The 16,047-nt window shown below is 73.0% G+C and carries 15 protein-coding genes; 10 read left to right on the top strand and 5 right to left on the bottom strand.

The window, feature by feature from the left end; translation table 11 throughout:
* Entirely contained in the window at positions 1-1,629 is a 1,629-nt protein-coding gene (locus OG624_RS05170) for an acyl-CoA synthetase (RefSeq protein ID WP_371639143.1), read from the bottom strand.
* Between the two features lie 198 nt (positions 1,630-1,827).
* Between OG624_RS05170 and OG624_RS05165 the strand changes: the two genes are divergently transcribed.
* The 10 genes from OG624_RS05165 to OG624_RS05120 all read left to right on the top strand — a co-directional run bounded on the left by OG624_RS05165 (position 1,828) and on the right by OG624_RS05120 (position 11,320).
* Positions 1,828-2,628 carry a crotonase/enoyl-CoA hydratase family protein gene (locus tag OG624_RS05165; protein ID WP_033213936.1) on the top strand — a complete coding sequence of 267 codons (801 nt, stop codon included), beginning with the start codon at positions 1,828-1,830 and terminating at the stop codon, positions 2,626-2,628.
* Positions 2,629-2,802: 174 nt separating this feature from the next.
* Positions 2,803-3,762, top strand: coding sequence for a Zn-ribbon domain-containing OB-fold protein (locus OG624_RS05160; RefSeq protein WP_371587266.1), 960 nt, complete (start codon positions 2,803-2,805; stop codon positions 3,760-3,762).
* Positions 3,762-4,820, top strand: coding sequence for a thiolase domain-containing protein (locus tag OG624_RS05155; protein WP_371587265.1), 1,059 nt, complete (start codon positions 3,762-3,764; stop codon positions 4,818-4,820). The genes OG624_RS05160 and OG624_RS05155 overlap by 1 nt, the downstream gene beginning before the upstream one ends.
* Entirely contained in the window at positions 4,817-5,983 is a 1,167-nt protein-coding gene (locus OG624_RS05150) for a thiolase domain-containing protein (RefSeq protein WP_371587264.1), read from the top strand. The genes OG624_RS05155 and OG624_RS05150 overlap by 4 nt, the downstream gene beginning before the upstream one ends.
* Before the next feature lie 144 nt (positions 5,984-6,127).
* Positions 6,128-6,355: a DUF397 domain-containing protein gene (locus OG624_RS05145; protein ID WP_202505543.1), complete on the top strand. Its 228-nt coding sequence runs from the start codon at positions 6,128-6,130 to the stop codon at positions 6,353-6,355.
* 131 nt (positions 6,356-6,486) lie between these two features.
* Positions 6,487-6,780 (top strand): hypothetical protein, encoded by a 294-nt coding sequence (locus OG624_RS05140; RefSeq protein WP_371587263.1) that lies wholly within the window; start codon positions 6,487-6,489, stop codon positions 6,778-6,780.
* Complete coding sequence (locus OG624_RS05135; RefSeq protein WP_033213929.1) at positions 6,777-7,184, top strand: ACT domain-containing protein; 408 nt, start codon at positions 6,777-6,779, stop codon at positions 7,182-7,184. The genes OG624_RS05140 and OG624_RS05135 overlap by 4 nt, the downstream gene beginning before the upstream one ends.
* A gap of 103 nt (positions 7,185-7,287) precedes the next feature.
* Positions 7,288-10,149, top strand: coding sequence for an ATP-binding protein (locus tag OG624_RS05130; protein WP_371639142.1), 2,862 nt, complete (start codon positions 7,288-7,290; stop codon positions 10,147-10,149).
* Between the two features lie 34 nt (positions 10,150-10,183).
* Positions 10,184-10,438 (top strand): maleylpyruvate isomerase N-terminal domain-containing protein, encoded by a 255-nt coding sequence (locus tag OG624_RS05125; RefSeq protein ID WP_371639141.1) that lies wholly within the window; start codon positions 10,184-10,186, stop codon positions 10,436-10,438.
* Positions 10,439-10,819: 381 nt separating this feature from the next.
* Positions 10,820-11,320, top strand: coding sequence for a hypothetical protein (locus OG624_RS05120; protein ID WP_033213927.1), 501 nt, complete (start codon positions 10,820-10,822; stop codon positions 11,318-11,320).
* A 28-nt stretch (positions 11,321-11,348) separates the two neighbouring features.
* Here the strand turns inward: OG624_RS05120 and kstD are convergent, their stop codons facing one another.
* The 4 genes from kstD to OG624_RS05100 form a co-directional block, all read right to left on the bottom strand.
* Positions 11,349-13,145, bottom strand: a complete 1,797-nt coding sequence (kstD, locus tag OG624_RS05115; protein WP_352164424.1) for a 3-oxosteroid 1-dehydrogenase — start codon at positions 13,143-13,145, stop codon at positions 11,349-11,351.
* 172 nt (positions 13,146-13,317) lie between these two features.
* Positions 13,318-13,962, bottom strand: a complete 645-nt coding sequence (locus tag OG624_RS05110) for an ATP-binding protein (RefSeq protein ID WP_371639140.1) — start codon at positions 13,960-13,962, stop codon at positions 13,318-13,320.
* A 34-nt stretch (positions 13,963-13,996) separates the two neighbouring features.
* Positions 13,997-14,590: a hypothetical protein gene (locus OG624_RS05105; RefSeq protein WP_033213921.1), complete on the bottom strand. Its 594-nt coding sequence runs from the start codon at positions 14,588-14,590 to the stop codon at positions 13,997-13,999.
* A gap of 218 nt (positions 14,591-14,808) precedes the next feature.
* On the bottom strand, positions 14,809-15,936 hold the full coding sequence (locus tag OG624_RS05100; RefSeq protein ID WP_033214310.1) for an aminoglycoside phosphotransferase family protein: 1,128 nt from the start codon (positions 15,934-15,936) through the stop codon (positions 14,809-14,811).
* Positions 15,937-16,047 lie beyond the last annotated feature (111 nt).

Raw genomic sequence — 16,047 nt, 5'->3', positions numbered from 1 at the left:
CTACGCCGTGTCCGCCTCCGTCGCCACCGCCTTCGCCCAGCGGTAGTCCGCCTTGCCGCTCGGCGAGCGCTGGATGGCGGGCGCGATGACCAGCTGCCGCGGGATCTTGTAGCCCGCCAGTCTGGTGCGGCAGTGGCTCTGGATCTGGTCCAGGGACGGTGCCTGGGCGCCCTCCCGGACCTGGACCACCGCGGCCACGTGGCTGCCCCAGGTCGGGTCCGGGACCCCCGCCACCAAGGCGTCGTACACGTCCGGGTGGGACTTCAGCGCCTGCTCGACCTCCTCCGGATACACCTTCTCGCCGCCGGTGTTGATGCACTGCGAGCCGCGGCCGAGCACCGTGACGATGCCCTGTTCGTCGACGGTCGCCATGTCGCCGAGCAGCACCCAGCGTTCCGTGCCCTTCTGGAAGAAGGTCTCGGCGGTCTTCCCCGGGTCGTTGTAGTAGCCGAGCGGGACGTGCCCGCGCTGGGCGAGGCGTCCCGGCTCGCCCACCGCCACCGGTTCGTGCGTCACCGGGTCCACCACCTGCGTACGGTCGTTGACCTCCAGTCGGAAGCCCTTCTCCGGGCCGGAGTCGTCCGTCGCCCGGCCGTTGGATCCGGACTCGGACGACCCGAAGTTGTTCAGGAGCAGCACGTTCGGCACCAGTCGCTGGAACTCGGCGCGCACCGTCTCCGACATGATCGCCCCCGACGAGGAGACGCTGAACAGCGACGACAGGTCCGTGCCCTTGAGCGGCCCGTTCAGGGCGTCGATCAGCGGCCGCAACATCGCGTCGCCGACCAGCGAGACGCTGGAGACCTTCTCCTTCTCGATCGTGCGGAGCACTTCCTCGGGCGCGTACTTGCGGTGGATGACCACCCGTTGGCCGTAGTTGAAGGCGATGAAGGAGGTCAGCGTCGACGTGCCGTGCATCAACGGCGGCGCCGGGAAGAAGGTGAGCCCCGCGCCGCGCGCCGCGACCCGCTCGGCCAACTCCTCCGGCCGCTTCACCGGCTCGCCCGAGGGTTCGCCGCCGAAGAGCCCGGCGAAGAAGAGGTCCTCGGCCCGCCACATCACGCCCTTGGGCATGCCGGTCGTGCCGCCGGTGTAGATGATGAACAGGTCGTCGGGGCTGCGCGGCGGGAATCCGCGACCGGGCGAGCCGGCCGCCTCGGCGTCCGCGTACGGGATCGGCGCGATCGAGGGCTCCGGGGCGCCCTCGGGAGTCTCGCCGACCCGGATCAGGTGCCGGAGCTTCGTCGTCTGCGGCAGTGCGGCCGCGACCCGCTCGGTGAACTCGCCCTCGAAGACCAGCGCGGTGAGATCGGCGTCGTTGTAGAGGTAGACCAGCTCCTCCTCCACATAACGGTAGTTGACGTTCACCGGGACCAGTCGGGCCTTCAGACAGGCCAGCACGGTCTGCAGGTACTCGATCCCGTTGTAGAGGTGCAGGCCTAGGTGCTCGCCCGCCTTCAGGCCGCTGTCGAGCAGGTGGTGGGCGATCCGGTTCGCCGCCGTGTCGAGCTCCGCGTACGTCAGGCGGCGCTCGGCGCCGGTCCCGGGGTGGTCCACGTACACAAGGGCCTCGCGGTCCGGGACCACGTCCACGACCGACTCGAACAGGTCGGCAAGGTTGTACTCCACCGTTCCTCCTGACCCTGGATGTTCCCGAAGTTCCCGGCGGCCGGACACGTGGCCGGCCTGCTCCGGCGGTCATTAGAGCGCCGGAGACAGCAACTGGGAAGGGTGCCCGCCAAGAAATCTGACTGAGTGTCAGAAAACTATTGAACTGCACCCTCCCCTACTGCAACCTGTTCTAGGTCTTGAGACGGGAGGACGGCAATGGGTGGGACGGAACACCTGACCGTGGATCGGCACGGCGCCACGCTGGTGCTCACCATGAACAGGCCCGAGGCGAAGAACGCGCTCTCGCTGCCGCTGCTGGTGGGGCTGTACGACGGCTGGCTGGAGGCGGACGCCGACGACGGGATCCGCTCGGTGGTCCTCACCGGCGCGGGCGGGGACTTCTGCGCCGGAATGGACCTCAAGGCCCTGGCCGGGAAGGGAATGGCGGGCGACCTGTACCGGGACCGCCTCAAGGCCGACCCCGACCTGCACTGGAAGGCGATGCTGCGCCACCACCGGCCGCGCAAGCCGGTGATCGCGGCGGTCGAGGGCTACTGCGTGGCCGGCGGCACCGAGATCCTGCAGGGCACGGACATCCGGGTGGCGGCCGAGGGAGCCACCTTCGGACTGTTCGAGGTCAAGCGCGGGCTCTTCCCGATCGGCGGCTCCACGGTGCGGCTGCCGCGCCAGATCCCGCGGACGCACGCCCTGGAAATGCTGCTGACCGGCCGCCCGTACTCCGCTGCCGAGGCCGAACGGATCGGGCTGGTCGGGCGGGTGGTGCCGGACGGTACGGCGCTGGCGGCGGCCCTGGAGATCGCGGAGCGGATCAACGCGTGCGGGCCGCTTGCGGTGGAGGCGGTCAAGGCGTCGGTCTACGAGACCGCCGAGCTGACGGAGCGGGAAGGGCTGGCGTCCGAACTGCTGCGGGGGTGGCCGATCTTCGACACCGCCGATGCGAAGGAGGGGGCGAGGGCGTTCGCCGAGAAGCGGCCGGCGGTGTATCGGCGCGAGTAGCCCCTGGCTGCCGTTTCGTGCGGCGCCGTTGCGGGGGCGCCGCCCCCGAACCCCCGCGCCTCGAACGCCGGCGGGGCTGAAGAGGGCGCCGGCGAGGCTGAAAGAGGGCGCCGGCGGGGCGAAACGGCTCGTACCCACCGTCCGTACCGGAATCGATCGCATCGGAGAACCGTCATGACAGCTGCCTCCCCACCGGAGATCCTCCGCGCACCCCTCGTCGTCGAGTTCCCCTTCACCCGGTCGCTCGGGCCCGTCCAGAGCGCCTTCCTCACCGGGCTGCGCGAGGGCACCGTGCTCGGGGTGAAGACCTCCGACGGCAAGGTGATGGTCCCGCCCGTCGAGTACGACCCCGTCACCGCCGAGGAGATCCGCGAGCTCGTCGAGGTCGGCGCCACCGGGACCGTCACCACCTGGGCGTGGAACGATCGGCCCCGCTCCCAACAGCCCCTGGACACCCCCTTCGCCTGGGTGCTGGTCCGGCTCGACGGCGCCGACACCGACCTCCTGCACGCCCTCGACGCGCCCGGCCCGGACGCGGTCCGCACCGGCATGCGGGTACGCGTGCGCTGGGCCGCCGAGCGCACCGGCGCCATCACCGACATCGCCTGCTTCGAACCGTACGACGGCCCCGCGGGCGGGGAAGCCGTCCCGCACGACGGGGACTTCGCCGACGCCGTCACCGGCATCGTCGCCGAGGCCCGCCTCGACTACGTCTACAGCCCCGGCCGCGCCCAGACCGCCTACATCGCCGCCCTCTCCGAGCGGCGGACCGTCGGCGAGCGCTGCCCCTCCTGCCACAAGGTGTACGTCCCGCCGCGCGGCGCCTGCCCCACCTGCGGGGTCGCCACCACCGACCGCGTCGAGGTCGGACCCGCCGGCACGGTCACCACCTACTGCATCGTCAACATCAAGGCGAAGAACCTCGACATCGAGGTCCCCTACGTCTACGCCCACATCGCCCTCGACGGCGCCGGCCTCGCCCTCCACGGCCGGATCGGCGGCATCCCCTACGACCAGGTCCGCATGGGCCTGCGCGTCGAGCCGGTATGGACCGAGGGCGGTCGCCACCCCGACCACTACCGCCCCACCGGCGAACCGGACGCGGACTACGACGCGTACAAGGAGCTCATCTGATGGCCCGATACGCCCGCGAGGTCGCGGTGGTCGCCTTCGCGCAGAGCGACCACCTGCGCCGCACCGACGAGCTCAGCGAAGTCGAGATGGTCATGCCGGTCCTCCACCAGGTCCTGGCCGCCACCGGCCTGAAGGCCGGCGAGATCGGCTTCACCTGCTCCGGCTCCAGCGACTATCTGGCCGGCCGGGCCTTCTCCTTCACCATGACCCTCGACGGGGTCGGTGCCTGGCCGCCGATCTCCGAATCGCACGTCGAGATGGACGGTGCCTGGGCCCTGTACGAGGCCTGGGTCAAGATCCAGACCGGCGAGGCCGACACCGCGCTCGTCTACTCGTACGGGAAGTCCTCCCCGGGATCGGTCCGTGACGTGCTGACCCGCCAGCTCGATCCGTACTACGTCGCCCCGCTTTGGCCCGACGCGGTCGCCCTGGCAGCCCTCCAGGCCCAGGCCCTGATCGACGCGGGCGAGGCCGACGAGGCCGCCCTGGCGGCCGTCGGCGCACGCAGCCGGGACGCGGCGGTCGCCAACCCGCACGCCCAGCTCCGCGGCCCCGTCCCCCAGGGCGACTACCAGGTCCGGCCGCTGCGCACCGGGGACTGCCCGCCCATCGGCGACGGCGCGGCCGCCGTCGTGCTGGCCGCCGGCGACCTCGCGCGGCGGCTCTGCGAACGCCCCGCCTGGATCACCGGAATCGACCACCGCATCGAGGCCCACAGCCTGGGCCTGCGCGACCTCACCGACTCCCCGTCCACCCGGCTCGCCGCCGAACACGCGGGTGTCTTCGAAGCCCCGGTGGACACGGCCGAACTGCACGCCCCGTTCTCCTCCCAGGAGGTCGTGCTCCGCAAGGCGCTCGGCCTCACCGACGAGGTGAGCGTCAACCCCTCCGGCGGCGCGCTCGCCGCCAACCCGATGATGGCCGCCGGCCTGATCCGCATCGGCGAGGCGGCCGCCCGGATCCACCGCGGCGCGTCGCGACGGGCCGTCGCCCACGCCACCTCCGGCCCCTGCCTCCAGCAGAACCTGGTCGCCGTCCTGGAAGGGGACGCAAGGTGAGTAAAGAGCCCGTGGCCATCGTCGGGATCGGCCAGACCAAGCACATGGCGGCCCGCCACGACGTGTCCATCGCCGGCCTGGTCCGCGAGGCGGCCGCCCGCGCCCTCGCCGACGCCGAACTGACCTGGGCGGACATCGACGCGGTCGTCATCGGCAAGGCCCCCGACTTCTTCGAGGGGGTGATGATGCCCGAGCTGTACCTGGCGGACGCCCTGGGCGCCGTAGGCAAGCCGATGCTGCGCGTGCACACGGCCGGTTCGGTCGGCGGGTCCACCGCCCTGGTCGCCTCGAACCTGGTGGCGGCCCGCGTCCACCGCACGGTCCTCACCCTCGCCTTCGAGAAGCAGTCCGAATCCAACGCCATGTGGGGCCTCTCGCTCCCCGTCCCCTTCCAGCAGCCGCTGCTCGCCGGAGCCGGCGGTTTCTTCGCCCCGCACGTGCGCGCCTACATGCGGCGCACCGGCGCGCCGGACACCGTGGGCTCGCTCGTGGCGTACAAGGACCGGCGCAACGCGCTGAAGAACCCGTACGCGCACCTGCACGAGCACGACATCACCCTGGAGAAGGTCCAGGCCTCGCCGATGCTGTGGGACCCGATCCGGTACTCGGAGACCTGCCCCTCCTCCGACGGCGCGTGCGCGATGATCCTCACCGACCGGGCGGGCGCGGCCCGTTCGCCGAAACCGGCCGCCTGGGTGCACGGCGGCGCGATGCGCAGCGAGCCCACCCTCTTCGCCGGCAAGGACTTCGTGTCGCCGCAGGCCGGCAAGGACTGCGCGGCCGACGTCTACCGCCAGGCCGGCATCACCGATCCGCGCCGGGAGATCGACGCGGTCGAGATGTACGTGCCGTTCTCCTGGTACGAGCCGATGTGGCTGGAGAACCTCGGCTTCGCGGCGGAGGGCGAGGGCTGGAAGCTCACCGAGGCCGGGGTCACCGAACTCGACGGCGACCTGCCCGTCAACCCCTCGGGCGGCGTGCTGTCCACCAACCCGATCGGCGCCTCCGGCATGATCCGCTTCGCGGAGGCGGCCCTCCAGGTCCGCGGCCAGGCCGGGGAACACCAGGTTCCGGACGCTCGCCGGGCGCTCGGGCACGCCTACGGCGGCGGCGCGCAGTTCTTCGCGATGTGGCTGGTGGGGGCACAGGAGCCGACCTCCTGAACACAGGCCCGGCCGACGACGGAGGGGCCGGCCGGGGAGCCGGACCGGCCACGGTGACGCACCGTGGCCTGTCCGGCACCCGCCGCGGTGGTTAACCTGGCCCCCGGACGACGTACCGGGAGGAGCACGCACGTGGCCGAGAGCATGACTTCACAACCCCTCGCAGGCTGGGGGAAGCCGGACCTCGATCTCACCGAGGCGGACTGGCAGTCGAGCAGCCGGGGAGTGGGCGACGTCCAGATCGCCTTCGTCGAGGGCTTCATCGCGATGCGCAACAGCGAGCGCCCCGAGAGCCCTTCGCTGATCTTCTCGCCGGACGAGTGGCACAAGTTCGTGCTGAACGCCCGGGGCGGTGAGTTCGACCTGACCTGACCGGGCACCGTACGTACGCGGCGCACCACCGGGCGCGGAGCCGCCGGCCCGGTGGCCGCCGAAATCCCCTCGGCGTCGGGTCGGGGCACCGGGCAGGACGGGGCGCATGACCTTCACCCGCCGAAAGGCCGATGCCGCGTAGCCGGCCCGGCGCGCTGCGCGCCGCACGAGGAACCCACGCCCACCGGCGGGCATCCGCCCGGGCGCGTGAACTGCCCCTCTCGGACCGACTCTCACCCGCCGCGAGCGCGGAGGTCCACCGGACGGCCGGCGCCCGCCTCCACCCGCTCGGCGACCTCCCGCGCCGCTACCGCGTCTTCCTACGGCGTCCCGGCCCGCGCCCGCGGCTGTACGAGGACCGCTACGTCGCCCACCTCCCGATGAACCGGGTACCCGCCGGGGCGATCGGTAGGGTGGTCGGATGAGTGGAGAGCAGGATCTGCGGAAACTTCTGAGCGGGATGCGACCCGAGCTGAACGAGGGGCGGTACGTCTTCTGCACCGTCGACGGCACCACCGTCCCCGCCGGGACCACCCCCGTCGCCACCGTCCTGGAACCCGAGGGGCTCACCCTGGTCCTGCGCCAGGAGGACGCCGACGCGGCCGGACTCGCCTACGACTACACCGCCGGCTGGATCACCCTGCGGATCCACTCCGCCCTCGACGCCGTCGGACTCACCGCCGCCTTCGCCACCGAACTCGGCGCACACGGTCTGAGCTGCAACGTCATCGCCGGCTACCACCACGACCACCTCTTCGTGGCCGCCGACCGGGCCGAGGAGGCCGTGGCCGTCCTGGAAGGGCTCGCGGCCCGGTCCGTACACCACTGATCCGCCCCGGAAAAGAAGATCGGATTCTTTTCCGCACTGGCATCCCTCGCGCTGTGCGCCGGGCGTACGCTGAACCCCCGAACAGGCCTGGGGGGTACCAGCCATGACGGACCGCCGGACCCGCACACGGCGCACCATGGTCGAACGCGATGCCGAACTCGCGATCGTCGACGAAGCCCTGGACCAACTCACCGGTCCCGGGCCGGACGCGGGTGGCGCGCTGCTCGCCTTCTCCGGCCCCGCCGGCCTCGGCAAGACCACCCTGCTCGCCGAACTACGCCGTCGCGCCCACGTCCGCAACTGCACCGTCCTCGCCGCCCGCGGCGGTGAGCAGGAGCAGAGCCAGCCCTTCCACGTCGCCCGCCAGCTCATCCAGCCCCAGCTCGCCGGCACCTCCGAGCAGGAACTGCGCGCCGCCCTCGGGGGCTGGTACTCCATCGTCGGCCCGGCCCTCGGACTCTGCGCCCCCGAACAGGGCGCCCCGCCCGACCCCCAGGGCCTGCGCGACGGACTCGACTGGGTCCTCACCCACCTCGTCGTCAAGCGCGCCCCCGTCGCCCTCGTCCTCGACGACGCCCACTGGGCCGACCCCGAGTCCCTCGGCTGGCTCGCCGCCTTCGCGCCGCGCGCCGAACACCTCCCGCTGCTCCTCGTCGTCGCCTACCGCCCCGACGAACTGCCCGAGCACGCCGACGCCTTCCGTACGCTGCCCGGCCGGGCGGGACAGCGCCCGCTGCCCCTGGCCCCGCTCACCCCCGCCGCCGTCGCCACCCTGGTCCGCGAGGCCGTCGGCGCCCACGCCGACGACGCCTTCTGCCAGGAGGCGTGGGCCGTCACCACCGGCAACCCCTTCGAGGCCGTCGAACTCACCGCCAAGGTCCGCGGCAAGGGCCTGACCCCCGTCGAGGCGAACGCCCCGCAACTGCGCGACCTCGCCGCCGCCCAGCGCGGCAGCGGCCTCGTCGCCCGCCTGGAACGCCTCGGCCCCTCCACCGTCCGCTTCGCCTGGGCCTGCGCCGTCCTCGGCACCGCCATCCCACAGGACCTCGCCGCCCGGGTCGCCGCCCTCGGCGCCGAGGAGGCCGTCGACGCCACCAGGCGGCTGCGCGATTCCCGCATCCTCTCGGCGGCCACCGCCGAGGAACCCGACGCCGGGCTGGAGTTCGTCCACCCGCTGATCGCCACCGCCATCTACCGCGCCATCCCCGACGCGCTCCGCGTCGCCCTGCACGGCAAGGCCGCGGCAGCCGTCGTCGACGCCGGACTCGGCTCCTCCGCGGCCGCCCGCCACCTCCTGGAGACCCACCCCGAGAACGACCCCTGGGTGGTCCGCACCCTGCGCGAGGCCGCCGGCGAGAACCTCCGGGCCGGCGCCCCCGAGGCCGCCCGCCGCCAGCTCGCCCGCGCCCTGCTCGAACCCCCCGATTTCGACGAACGCGCCGCCGTCCTCTACGAACTGGGCTGCGCCTCCCTGCTCACCGAGCCCGCCAACACCGTCAACCACCTGCGGGCCGCCCTCGCCGAGCCCTCCGACGACCCCACCCTGCGCCAGGGCATCGTCATCCGGCTCGCCCAGGTCCTCGCCCACAGCGACCGCCTCGCCGAGGCCTCGGAATCGCTCGCGCGGGAGATCCCCTACACCCAGGACGTACGCGCCCGGCTGCGCCTGCAGTCCGAGCAGTTCATGTGGGACGCCTTCAACGCCGCCGAGACCGACTCCCCGGCCCGCTCCCGGCGGCTCGCCCGCCTCGCCGACCGGCTCACCGGCCGCGACCTCACCGAGCGGTACATCATCGGGCTGCGCGCCTGGGACGCCTGCCTGCGGGGCGAGCCGGTCGACGTGGTGCTGCACCACGCCGGACGGGTGCTGGAGCGGCCCTTCAGCTGGGCCTACGAGGACCGCGGCTTCGAGGTACCGGTGCTGGCCGCCATGGTCCACATGTACGCCGACCGGCCCGGACGGGCCGAGGAGCTGTTCGAGGCGGGCACCGCCGAGTTCGAGCGGCACGGCTGGCGCGGCGCGCACCTCTCCTTCGCCTACAGCCTGCGGGCCTACGTCCGCTACCGGCGCGGGCGGCTCGTGGAGGCCGAGGAACTGGCCCGGGCCGGGCTGCGGCTCGCCGAACGGGTGGGCCGGCGTACCCCCGTGCACTGGTACGCCATAGCCATCCTCCTCACCACCCTGCTCGCGCGCGGCCGGCCCGAGGAGGCCTGGGAGCTGGCCCAGGAGCACGAGTACGGCAGCCCCTTCCCGGCAGCCGTCGTCTTCCCCGACTCCCAGACCGTGTACGCCGAACTGCTCCTGTCCCGGGGCGAGACGCAGGCCGCGATCATCGAACTGGAGTCGGTCGACCGGCGGTTGACACCGCGCGGCATCCAGAATCCGACCTGGTGTCCCTGGCAGCTGCACCTGGCCCGGGCGGTGGCCGCGGACGATCCGCCGCGGGCCCGCGCCCTGGCCGACGACGCCCTTCGCCGGGCCCGCGCCTTCGGCGCGGCCTCGGGCATCGGCCAGGCCCTGCGGGTGGCGGCCCAGGTCGCCGCCCCCGAGGACCGGGCCGGGCTGCTCCAGGAGGCGGTCACCCTGCTCTCGGCGTCACCGGCGGGCTACGAACTGGCCTGTGCCCTGGCCGCGCTCGGCACCGAGCTGCGGGACGCGGACCTGCTGATGCAGGCCGTGGTGACGGCGCGGGAATGCGGCGCGGACGGGCTCGCCGCGGAGACCACCCACACCCTGCTGGGACTGGGCGGCACCCTGCCGTGCGGGCTGGCCTGGGAGGACGGGCTCACGGAGGAGGAGCGGCAGGCGGCCGACCTCGCGGTGCGCGCCGAGAAGGAGCCCGTGCCGGAGACGGTGGTGCTGCCCTCGCCGGACTGGGCACTGTCGGCGGCGTGCCGCAAGCTGGGCACCGACCGGCCCGGTCTCAGGGAGGCACTGGAGGCGTTCGCCCGTAGCTCGACGTGATCGGATCCAGCCCCCGCCGGGCAGGGCCGACCGTATGGATCACGTCGAGAGACTCGTCGTCCTCCGGACCGAGACGGCGGCGTTCGAGAAGGCGGTGCGCCGGGCCTTCGACCTCGGCGAGCCGGTGCCCGCGGTGCCCTCCTGCCCGGGCTGGTCGGTCACCGACCTCGTGCGACACCTGGGTGGGGTGCACCGCTACCTCGCGCACGTCCTGCGCGAGCGGCTCACGGTCCCGCCCGACCCCGCCGGCCTCACCCCCCCGAGCCCCCGGGCGGCCCGGACCCGCTGACCGACCGGTTCGTACAGGGCGCCCGGGAGCCGGCCGGCCGCAGGCACCGCCGGGGGCGGGGGAGAGGTACCGCTTCCGGCGTACCGGCGGACCGGAATCCTGGACGGTCCGCTTCTCGGGTGACCAGATCCTGCTGGAGACCGGCTCCACCGCCCCGGCGGACGTCGAGGCCGCGGGGAGCGCCTGCGACCTCGCCCTGTTCCGCCGCCTCCCGCCTCCCGCCCACCGCCCTGCGCGCCGAGGGCGACGCCGCCCTGCTCCCGCACCGGTTCACGCTCGTCCCACCGGTCCGACCGGCCGGGCCGGCGGGCCCGACCCGGGCAGGTCCCCGGATGCGGGCCCCCGGACCGGAAAACTCGCGCGGCCACGTACCATGGCGGCATGTCCTTCCTCCGCCGCCACCGCGCCGCCACACCCGCCGGCCCGGACTTCGATGTCCTGGCCATGGACCCGGGGGACTGGCCGGGCAATCTCGGGGCCGGGCTGCTGCCCGCGCCCGACGGCAGCTGCCAGGGTGTCTTCCTCCGCTACGACCTGTTCGGCGGACGCGGCCCCGCGATGATCATCGGGAACCTCCCGGAGGGCTCTCCGGCCCGGGACCTCACCGACGGCCAGATCCCCTTCGAGGTGGCCCAGCTCCTCGACGCACTGGAGAACGACGAGGACGTCGAGGTCACCGGCGTCGAGGACTGCCCCGTCATGCAGGGCGACAACCTCCTCATCGTCCGCAAGGTCAAGCTGTCGGAGTCCCGCATCTCCTGCGTCCAGTTCGACCGCAGCGACAACGTGCTGGTCACCATCGCCAGCTGGGACCGCCCGATCACCGATGACCTCTACGCCCTCCTGAAGCCGCTCCCCGCCGAGCTCTTCCAGCAGGGCTGACCGTCCTCCGTAGCCCGGGGCGCGGGCATCACGCGTCCGCGATGGCGTTCGCCGCCACGTAGCCGAACGTCATCGCGGGGCCGATCGTCGACCCGGCGCCCGCGTAGCTGTGGCCCATCACCGCCGCGCTCGCGTTGCCGGCCGCGTACAGGCCCGGGATCACCGAACCGTCCGGGCGCAGCGCCCGGGCCCGGGCGTCCGTGACGATGCCGCCCTTCGTACCGAGATCCCCCGGCACGATCTTGAACGCGTAGAACGGCGGGACCCAGACGGGTGCCAGGCACGAGTTCGGGTGCACGTTCGGGTCCGTGTAGTAGTGGTCGTACGCCGTGTCGCCCCGGTGGAAGTCGGCGTCGTCGCCGCTCCACGCCTGCGCGTTGAACCGGCCCAGCGTCGCCCGCAGCGCACCCGCCGGGACCCCGATCTGGCCGGCCAGCGCGTCCCAGGTCCACGCCTTCTTCGCGGCACCCGCCTGGTACCACGCGTCCGGGAAGGGCAGCGTCGGCAGGATGTCCTTGAACAGGTACTTGTTGCGGTAGTGCTGATCCACGATCAGCCACGCCGGAATGTGCGAGCCGACCGCGCCCCGGTCCTTCTCGTACATCACGTGCACCACATCGCTGTACGGCGCCGCCTCGTTGACGAACCGCGCACCGTTCGCGTTCACGATCAGCCCACCCGGCAGGGTCCGTTCGGCGAGGCAGAAGTACGGCTCTCCGGGCAGCGGGATCGACGGCCCCCACCACGCGTCCTCCATCAGCGCCAGCGAGGCGCCGGCGCGCTGACCCGCGCGGATCCCGTCGCCGGTGTTCTCCTTCGCCCCCACCGACCACTGGGTGCCGATCGGTTGCTGCTGGTACTGCGCCCGCATCGCCGCGTTGTGCTCGAACCCGCCCGAGCCGATGACCACCCCGCGCCGGGCCCGTACGGTTCCCCGCACGCCCCCCTGCTCCACCACCACGCCGGTGACCGCACCGCCCTCCTGGACCAGGTCCACCAGCGGGCTGTTCAACCACACCGGAACTCCGGCCCGCTGGAGCCCGGCGCGCAGCCCGGCCGCCAGGGCCTGCCCCATCGTCAGCGGCTTCTCGCCGCGCAGCGCGGCCTTCGTGCCGCGCGCCAGGCACTCGGTGGACACGGCGAGACCCTTGGCGCTCACCGCCGCCAGGTTCAGCCACTTGTAGTCCTGGCTGAAGACCACCATCCCGGCCGGGACCGGCATGTACGCCGGGTTCAGGTGCGCCAGTTCGGCGCCCAGGATGTTCCCGTCGATCTGGTCCGGTTCGATGGAGCGACCGTTCGGCAGACCCCCCGGCAGATTCGGGTAGTAGTCGCTGTAGCCCTCCATGAAGCGGAATTTCAGCGGGCTGTTGGCCATCACGAAGTCCAGCATCCGCGGCCCGTTGGTGAGGAACGCGGCCTGCCGGTCTGCCGGCACCTCGGGCCCGACGACCGCGGCCAGGTACGTCGCCGCCTTCTGCGGAGTGTCCGGTACCCCCGCGCCCAGGATCACCGAGTTGTTGGGCAGCCAGATACCGGCGCCCGACCGGGCGGCCGATCCGCCGAATGTCGGGGCCTTCTCGACCACCAGGACGCTCAGCCCCCGCTTGGCGGCGGTGAGCGCGGCGGTCATCCCGGCCGCCCCGGAGCCGACCACGACGACGTCGTACTCGCCGAGCGGCGGCCCGTCCTGGGCGCCGGCGGCCCGGGCGGTGGCGGACGGCAGCACGGTGGCGGCGAGCACCCCGGCCCCCGTACCGGCGAGGACCGTACGTCTGGACGGGAGGGTGGCGGGGGCGGTGGTGCGTGAAGCGCTTGCGGACATGGGCAGGCTCCAGCGGTGTGGGGAGGAGGGGAAGTGCCTCCAGCATTTCTGATGCTGAGTCAGAAAAGGTGTTCGGGGGATCATGTGATGTCAAGACATCCGGCGCCGGGCGCGTGCGCACGGGGGAGGGCGCCCACGCCGCGCACGCCACTCCGGTCGCGCCGCCCCGTGGTCACGAACCCGGCCGGCCCTCGCCGAGGCGCCGGTCGTCGAGGCGGGCGGTCAGGCCGGGCCAGTGCGCGGACCACAGCGCCAGATCATCCGCGGTCAAGGACCACCGCGCACGCAGGGCTTCGTCCGGCAGGAAGCGGACACAGGTCCCGGTGGTGCCGTCGGCCTCGACGGGCAGCAGATCGGTCACCGGCACGCCGCGCTCGTAGCGCCGGCTCCAGGACCCGTTGACGCGGCGATTGGTGTGGATCAGCCACTCGCTGAGCGCCGCGACCACGGACATGCCACGACGCGGATGCCCGTCCGGAAGCCGCTCCGCCTCCGGGAAGTCGAAGAACCGGAGGTCCTTCGTGGCCATGACCGGCTTCTTCACCGCCAGGCCGTGCTCGTCCACCCGCGTGTCGGTGCCCCGCCCGTCGTCCTTCACCGACACCGAGCCGTCGGCGTGCAGCGTCACCACGCACCGTCCGCGGCCCCGGCCCGCGGCCTCGTCGGCGGCGTAGGCGACGACCTCGAGAACGAGGTGTTCCGGCCCGCCCGGCGCGAACTCCGCGGATCTGCGGCGGATCCCGTCGAGATGGTCCTCGTCCACCGTGCCGGCCCAGTCGTGCGTGGTGTTGACCCAAGAATTCCTTGATCCATCCATCCGGGAAGTATCCGTCGGTGGACCAGGGGTGATGTCACGGCATCCGGCGCCGCCGCCTCCAGTACGCCACGGTCACCACACCCAGCAGTGGGCCCCACAGGACCAGCGGGGCGTAGCAGACGTAGAACCACAGGGCGCTCCAGCCGCCCACCTCGCTGGGGAAGTCGGTGGGCACCGGATCGCCCTGGAGGGTGGTCCCGGCCACCTGGGTCACCAGTGCGAGAACGGTCCAGAGTCCGGTCAGCGCGACGGCACCGAGCGCGGCCGGGACGACGGCGGCCGCCACCGGGATCCGCCGACCACCCAGAACCGGGATCCAGCGGGGGAGCACCTCGCCCCACGCGGCCACCAGCCCGACCGCGGTGAAGGCCAGCAGCTCGGAGACCACCGAGAGGATGACGACGTACACCTCCAGCGGCAGCCAGTGCGGCAGCTGCCCGCTGTCCGCCGAGGAATGGTCGACGAAGAGCAGGCCCAGCCGCCACAGGCCGGACGGCAGGACGGTGAACGGGATGGCGAACGCGCAGATCCGAGCCCACCGCGGAACCCCCGCCACCGGGGTGTGCGCGGCCTTCCAGGCGGCGCGGACGCGACCGCCCGACGGGCGGTCGTCGACGGGTACGGACATGGTCTCCTCCGGAGCCGCGGGCAGCCCTTGCCCGCTCCCTCTCGAAGATCGCAGCCGCGCCGGCGTACGCGGATCGCCCGCCGGACGGATCCGCCTCCACCGTGTGGGGGAGCCCGGTCCGCCTCTCGGATGAGGGGCCGCACCCCTGGGTCCGCACCCGTGAACCGGCGAAGCCCCGTGGCGGTGGGGGCCACGGGGCTTCGCGTATCGGGGGACGGTCAGCGCGTGCCGACCGCCGCGCGGACCGCTCGGCGCGCCATGCCCGCATCGTCGTGCAGGCGGCGCAGCAGCAGCCGCTGTTCCTCGCCGGAGGACAGGGCGCCCACCGGCAACGGCTGGGTCGGGGCGGTCGCCAGCATCGAGCGCTGCACCGCCGTCTCGGACATCCGGATCTCCCGGGTCAGGACCAGCATCAGATTCACCAGGAAGGCGTCCCGCGCGGCCGGACCGGCCGACTGGGCGAGCCGGCTGATCTGGGCGCGGGCGGCCGGGGCGTCGCCCAGTACCGTCCACAGCGTCGCCAGGTCGTAGCCCGGCAGGTACCAGCCCGCGTGCTCCCAGTCGAGCAGGACCGGCCCTGCCGGCGACAGCAGCAGGTTCGACAGCAGGGCGTCACCGTGGTTGAACTGCAGCGCCGTACCCGACAGCTTCACGCCGTGCAGCAGCTTCTGCAGGTCACCGAGGTCCCGGTCGGTCAGCAGGCCCAACTCGTAGTCGCGGGCGATCCGCCGCGCGTAGTTCATCGGAGTGCCGAACAACTCCGCCGGCGGCCGCCACTGGTTGACCCGGCACACCGCGCCCAGGGCCGCCCGGAGGTCCACCCGCGGCGGCGGCTCCACCGGGTGCCGCTGCAGTGCCGCGACCCGGCCCGCCATCCGCTCCACCACCAGCGTGCAGTTCTCGGGGTCGGCGGCGATCAGCCGCGGCACCCGGACCGGCGGGCGGTGCCGGACGAAGGCCCGGTATGCCGCTATTTCGTGCCGGTAGCGCTCACGCCACTCGGGCGAGTGATCCAGTAAAACCTTCGCCACGGCGGTCATCCGTCCGGTGGTGCCCACCAGGAGGACCGAGCGGCCGCTGCGCCGTAGCACCTGCACCGGGGCGAACTCCGGACAGATCCGCTGCACCGAGGCGAGCGCGGTGCGCAGCTGCGCCCCCTGCGGGCCCGAGAGGTCGATTCTTCCGCTGACGGGCAGGGATCCGGTACCGGGCATCCGCCGCGCCCGGACGGCGCCCTGTGCCGGAGCCGACGGACGGCCGGGTTCGAGGTAGGGGCCGCCGCCGCCCGCCGGGAGCGTGCGGTGCGACCGGACCGGTGCGGACACGGAGGACGTTGCTGCGTACATGGTGATACGGATCCCTTCGTGCGCCGACGAGTTGCGTACGCCGCCCCGCCGGATCCCGTACTTCACCCTGGGGAGTTCCGCCGGTGAACCGGGTCGGGGAGGCGCATTCCT

The organism is Streptomyces virginiae (genome assembly GCF_041432505.1).
GTDB lineage: Bacteria > Actinomycetota > Actinomycetes > Streptomycetales > Streptomycetaceae > Streptomyces > Streptomyces virginiae_A.
Note: the sequence above shows the minus strand (reverse complement) of the source record. Positions and strands in the feature narration are given on the sequence as shown.

What these genes read in the sequence shown, in the direction of transcription:
- OG624_RS05165 (WP_033213936.1), top strand. Translation starts at nt 1,828, where the DNA reads ATGGGTGGGACGGAACACCTGACCGTGGATCGGCACGGCGCCACGCTG.
- OG624_RS05160 (WP_371587266.1), top strand. Translation starts at nt 2,803, where the DNA reads ATGACAGCTGCCTCCCCACCGGAGATCCTCCGCGCACCCCTCGTCGTC.
- OG624_RS05155 (WP_371587265.1), top strand. Translation starts at nt 3,762, where the DNA reads ATGGCCCGATACGCCCGCGAGGTCGCGGTGGTCGCCTTCGCGCAGAGC.
- OG624_RS05145 (WP_202505543.1), top strand. Translation starts at nt 6,128, where the DNA reads ATGACTTCACAACCCCTCGCAGGCTGGGGGAAGCCGGACCTCGATCTC.
- OG624_RS05140 (WP_371587263.1), top strand. Translation starts at nt 6,487, where the DNA reads ATGCCGCGTAGCCGGCCCGGCGCGCTGCGCGCCGCACGAGGAACCCAC.
- OG624_RS05135 (WP_033213929.1), top strand. Translation starts at nt 6,777, where the DNA reads ATGAGTGGAGAGCAGGATCTGCGGAAACTTCTGAGCGGGATGCGACCC.
- OG624_RS05130 (WP_371639142.1), top strand. Translation starts at nt 7,288, where the DNA reads ATGACGGACCGCCGGACCCGCACACGGCGCACCATGGTCGAACGCGAT.
- OG624_RS05125 (WP_371639141.1), top strand. Translation starts at nt 10,184, where the DNA reads ATGGATCACGTCGAGAGACTCGTCGTCCTCCGGACCGAGACGGCGGCG.
- OG624_RS05120 (WP_033213927.1), top strand. Translation starts at nt 10,820, where the DNA reads ATGTCCTTCCTCCGCCGCCACCGCGCCGCCACACCCGCCGGCCCGGAC.
- kstD (WP_352164424.1), bottom strand. Translation starts at nt 13,145, where the DNA reads ATGTCCGCAAGCGCTTCACGCACCACCGCCCCCGCCACCCTCCCGTCC.
- OG624_RS05110 (WP_371639140.1), bottom strand. Translation starts at nt 13,962, where the DNA reads ATGGATGGATCAAGGAATTCTTGGGTCAACACCACGCACGACTGGGCC.
- OG624_RS05105 (WP_033213921.1), bottom strand. Translation starts at nt 14,590, where the DNA reads ATGTCCGTACCCGTCGACGACCGCCCGTCGGGCGGTCGCGTCCGCGCC.
- OG624_RS05100 (WP_033214310.1), bottom strand. Translation starts at nt 15,936, where the DNA reads ATGTACGCAGCAACGTCCTCCGTGTCCGCACCGGTCCGGTCGCACCGC.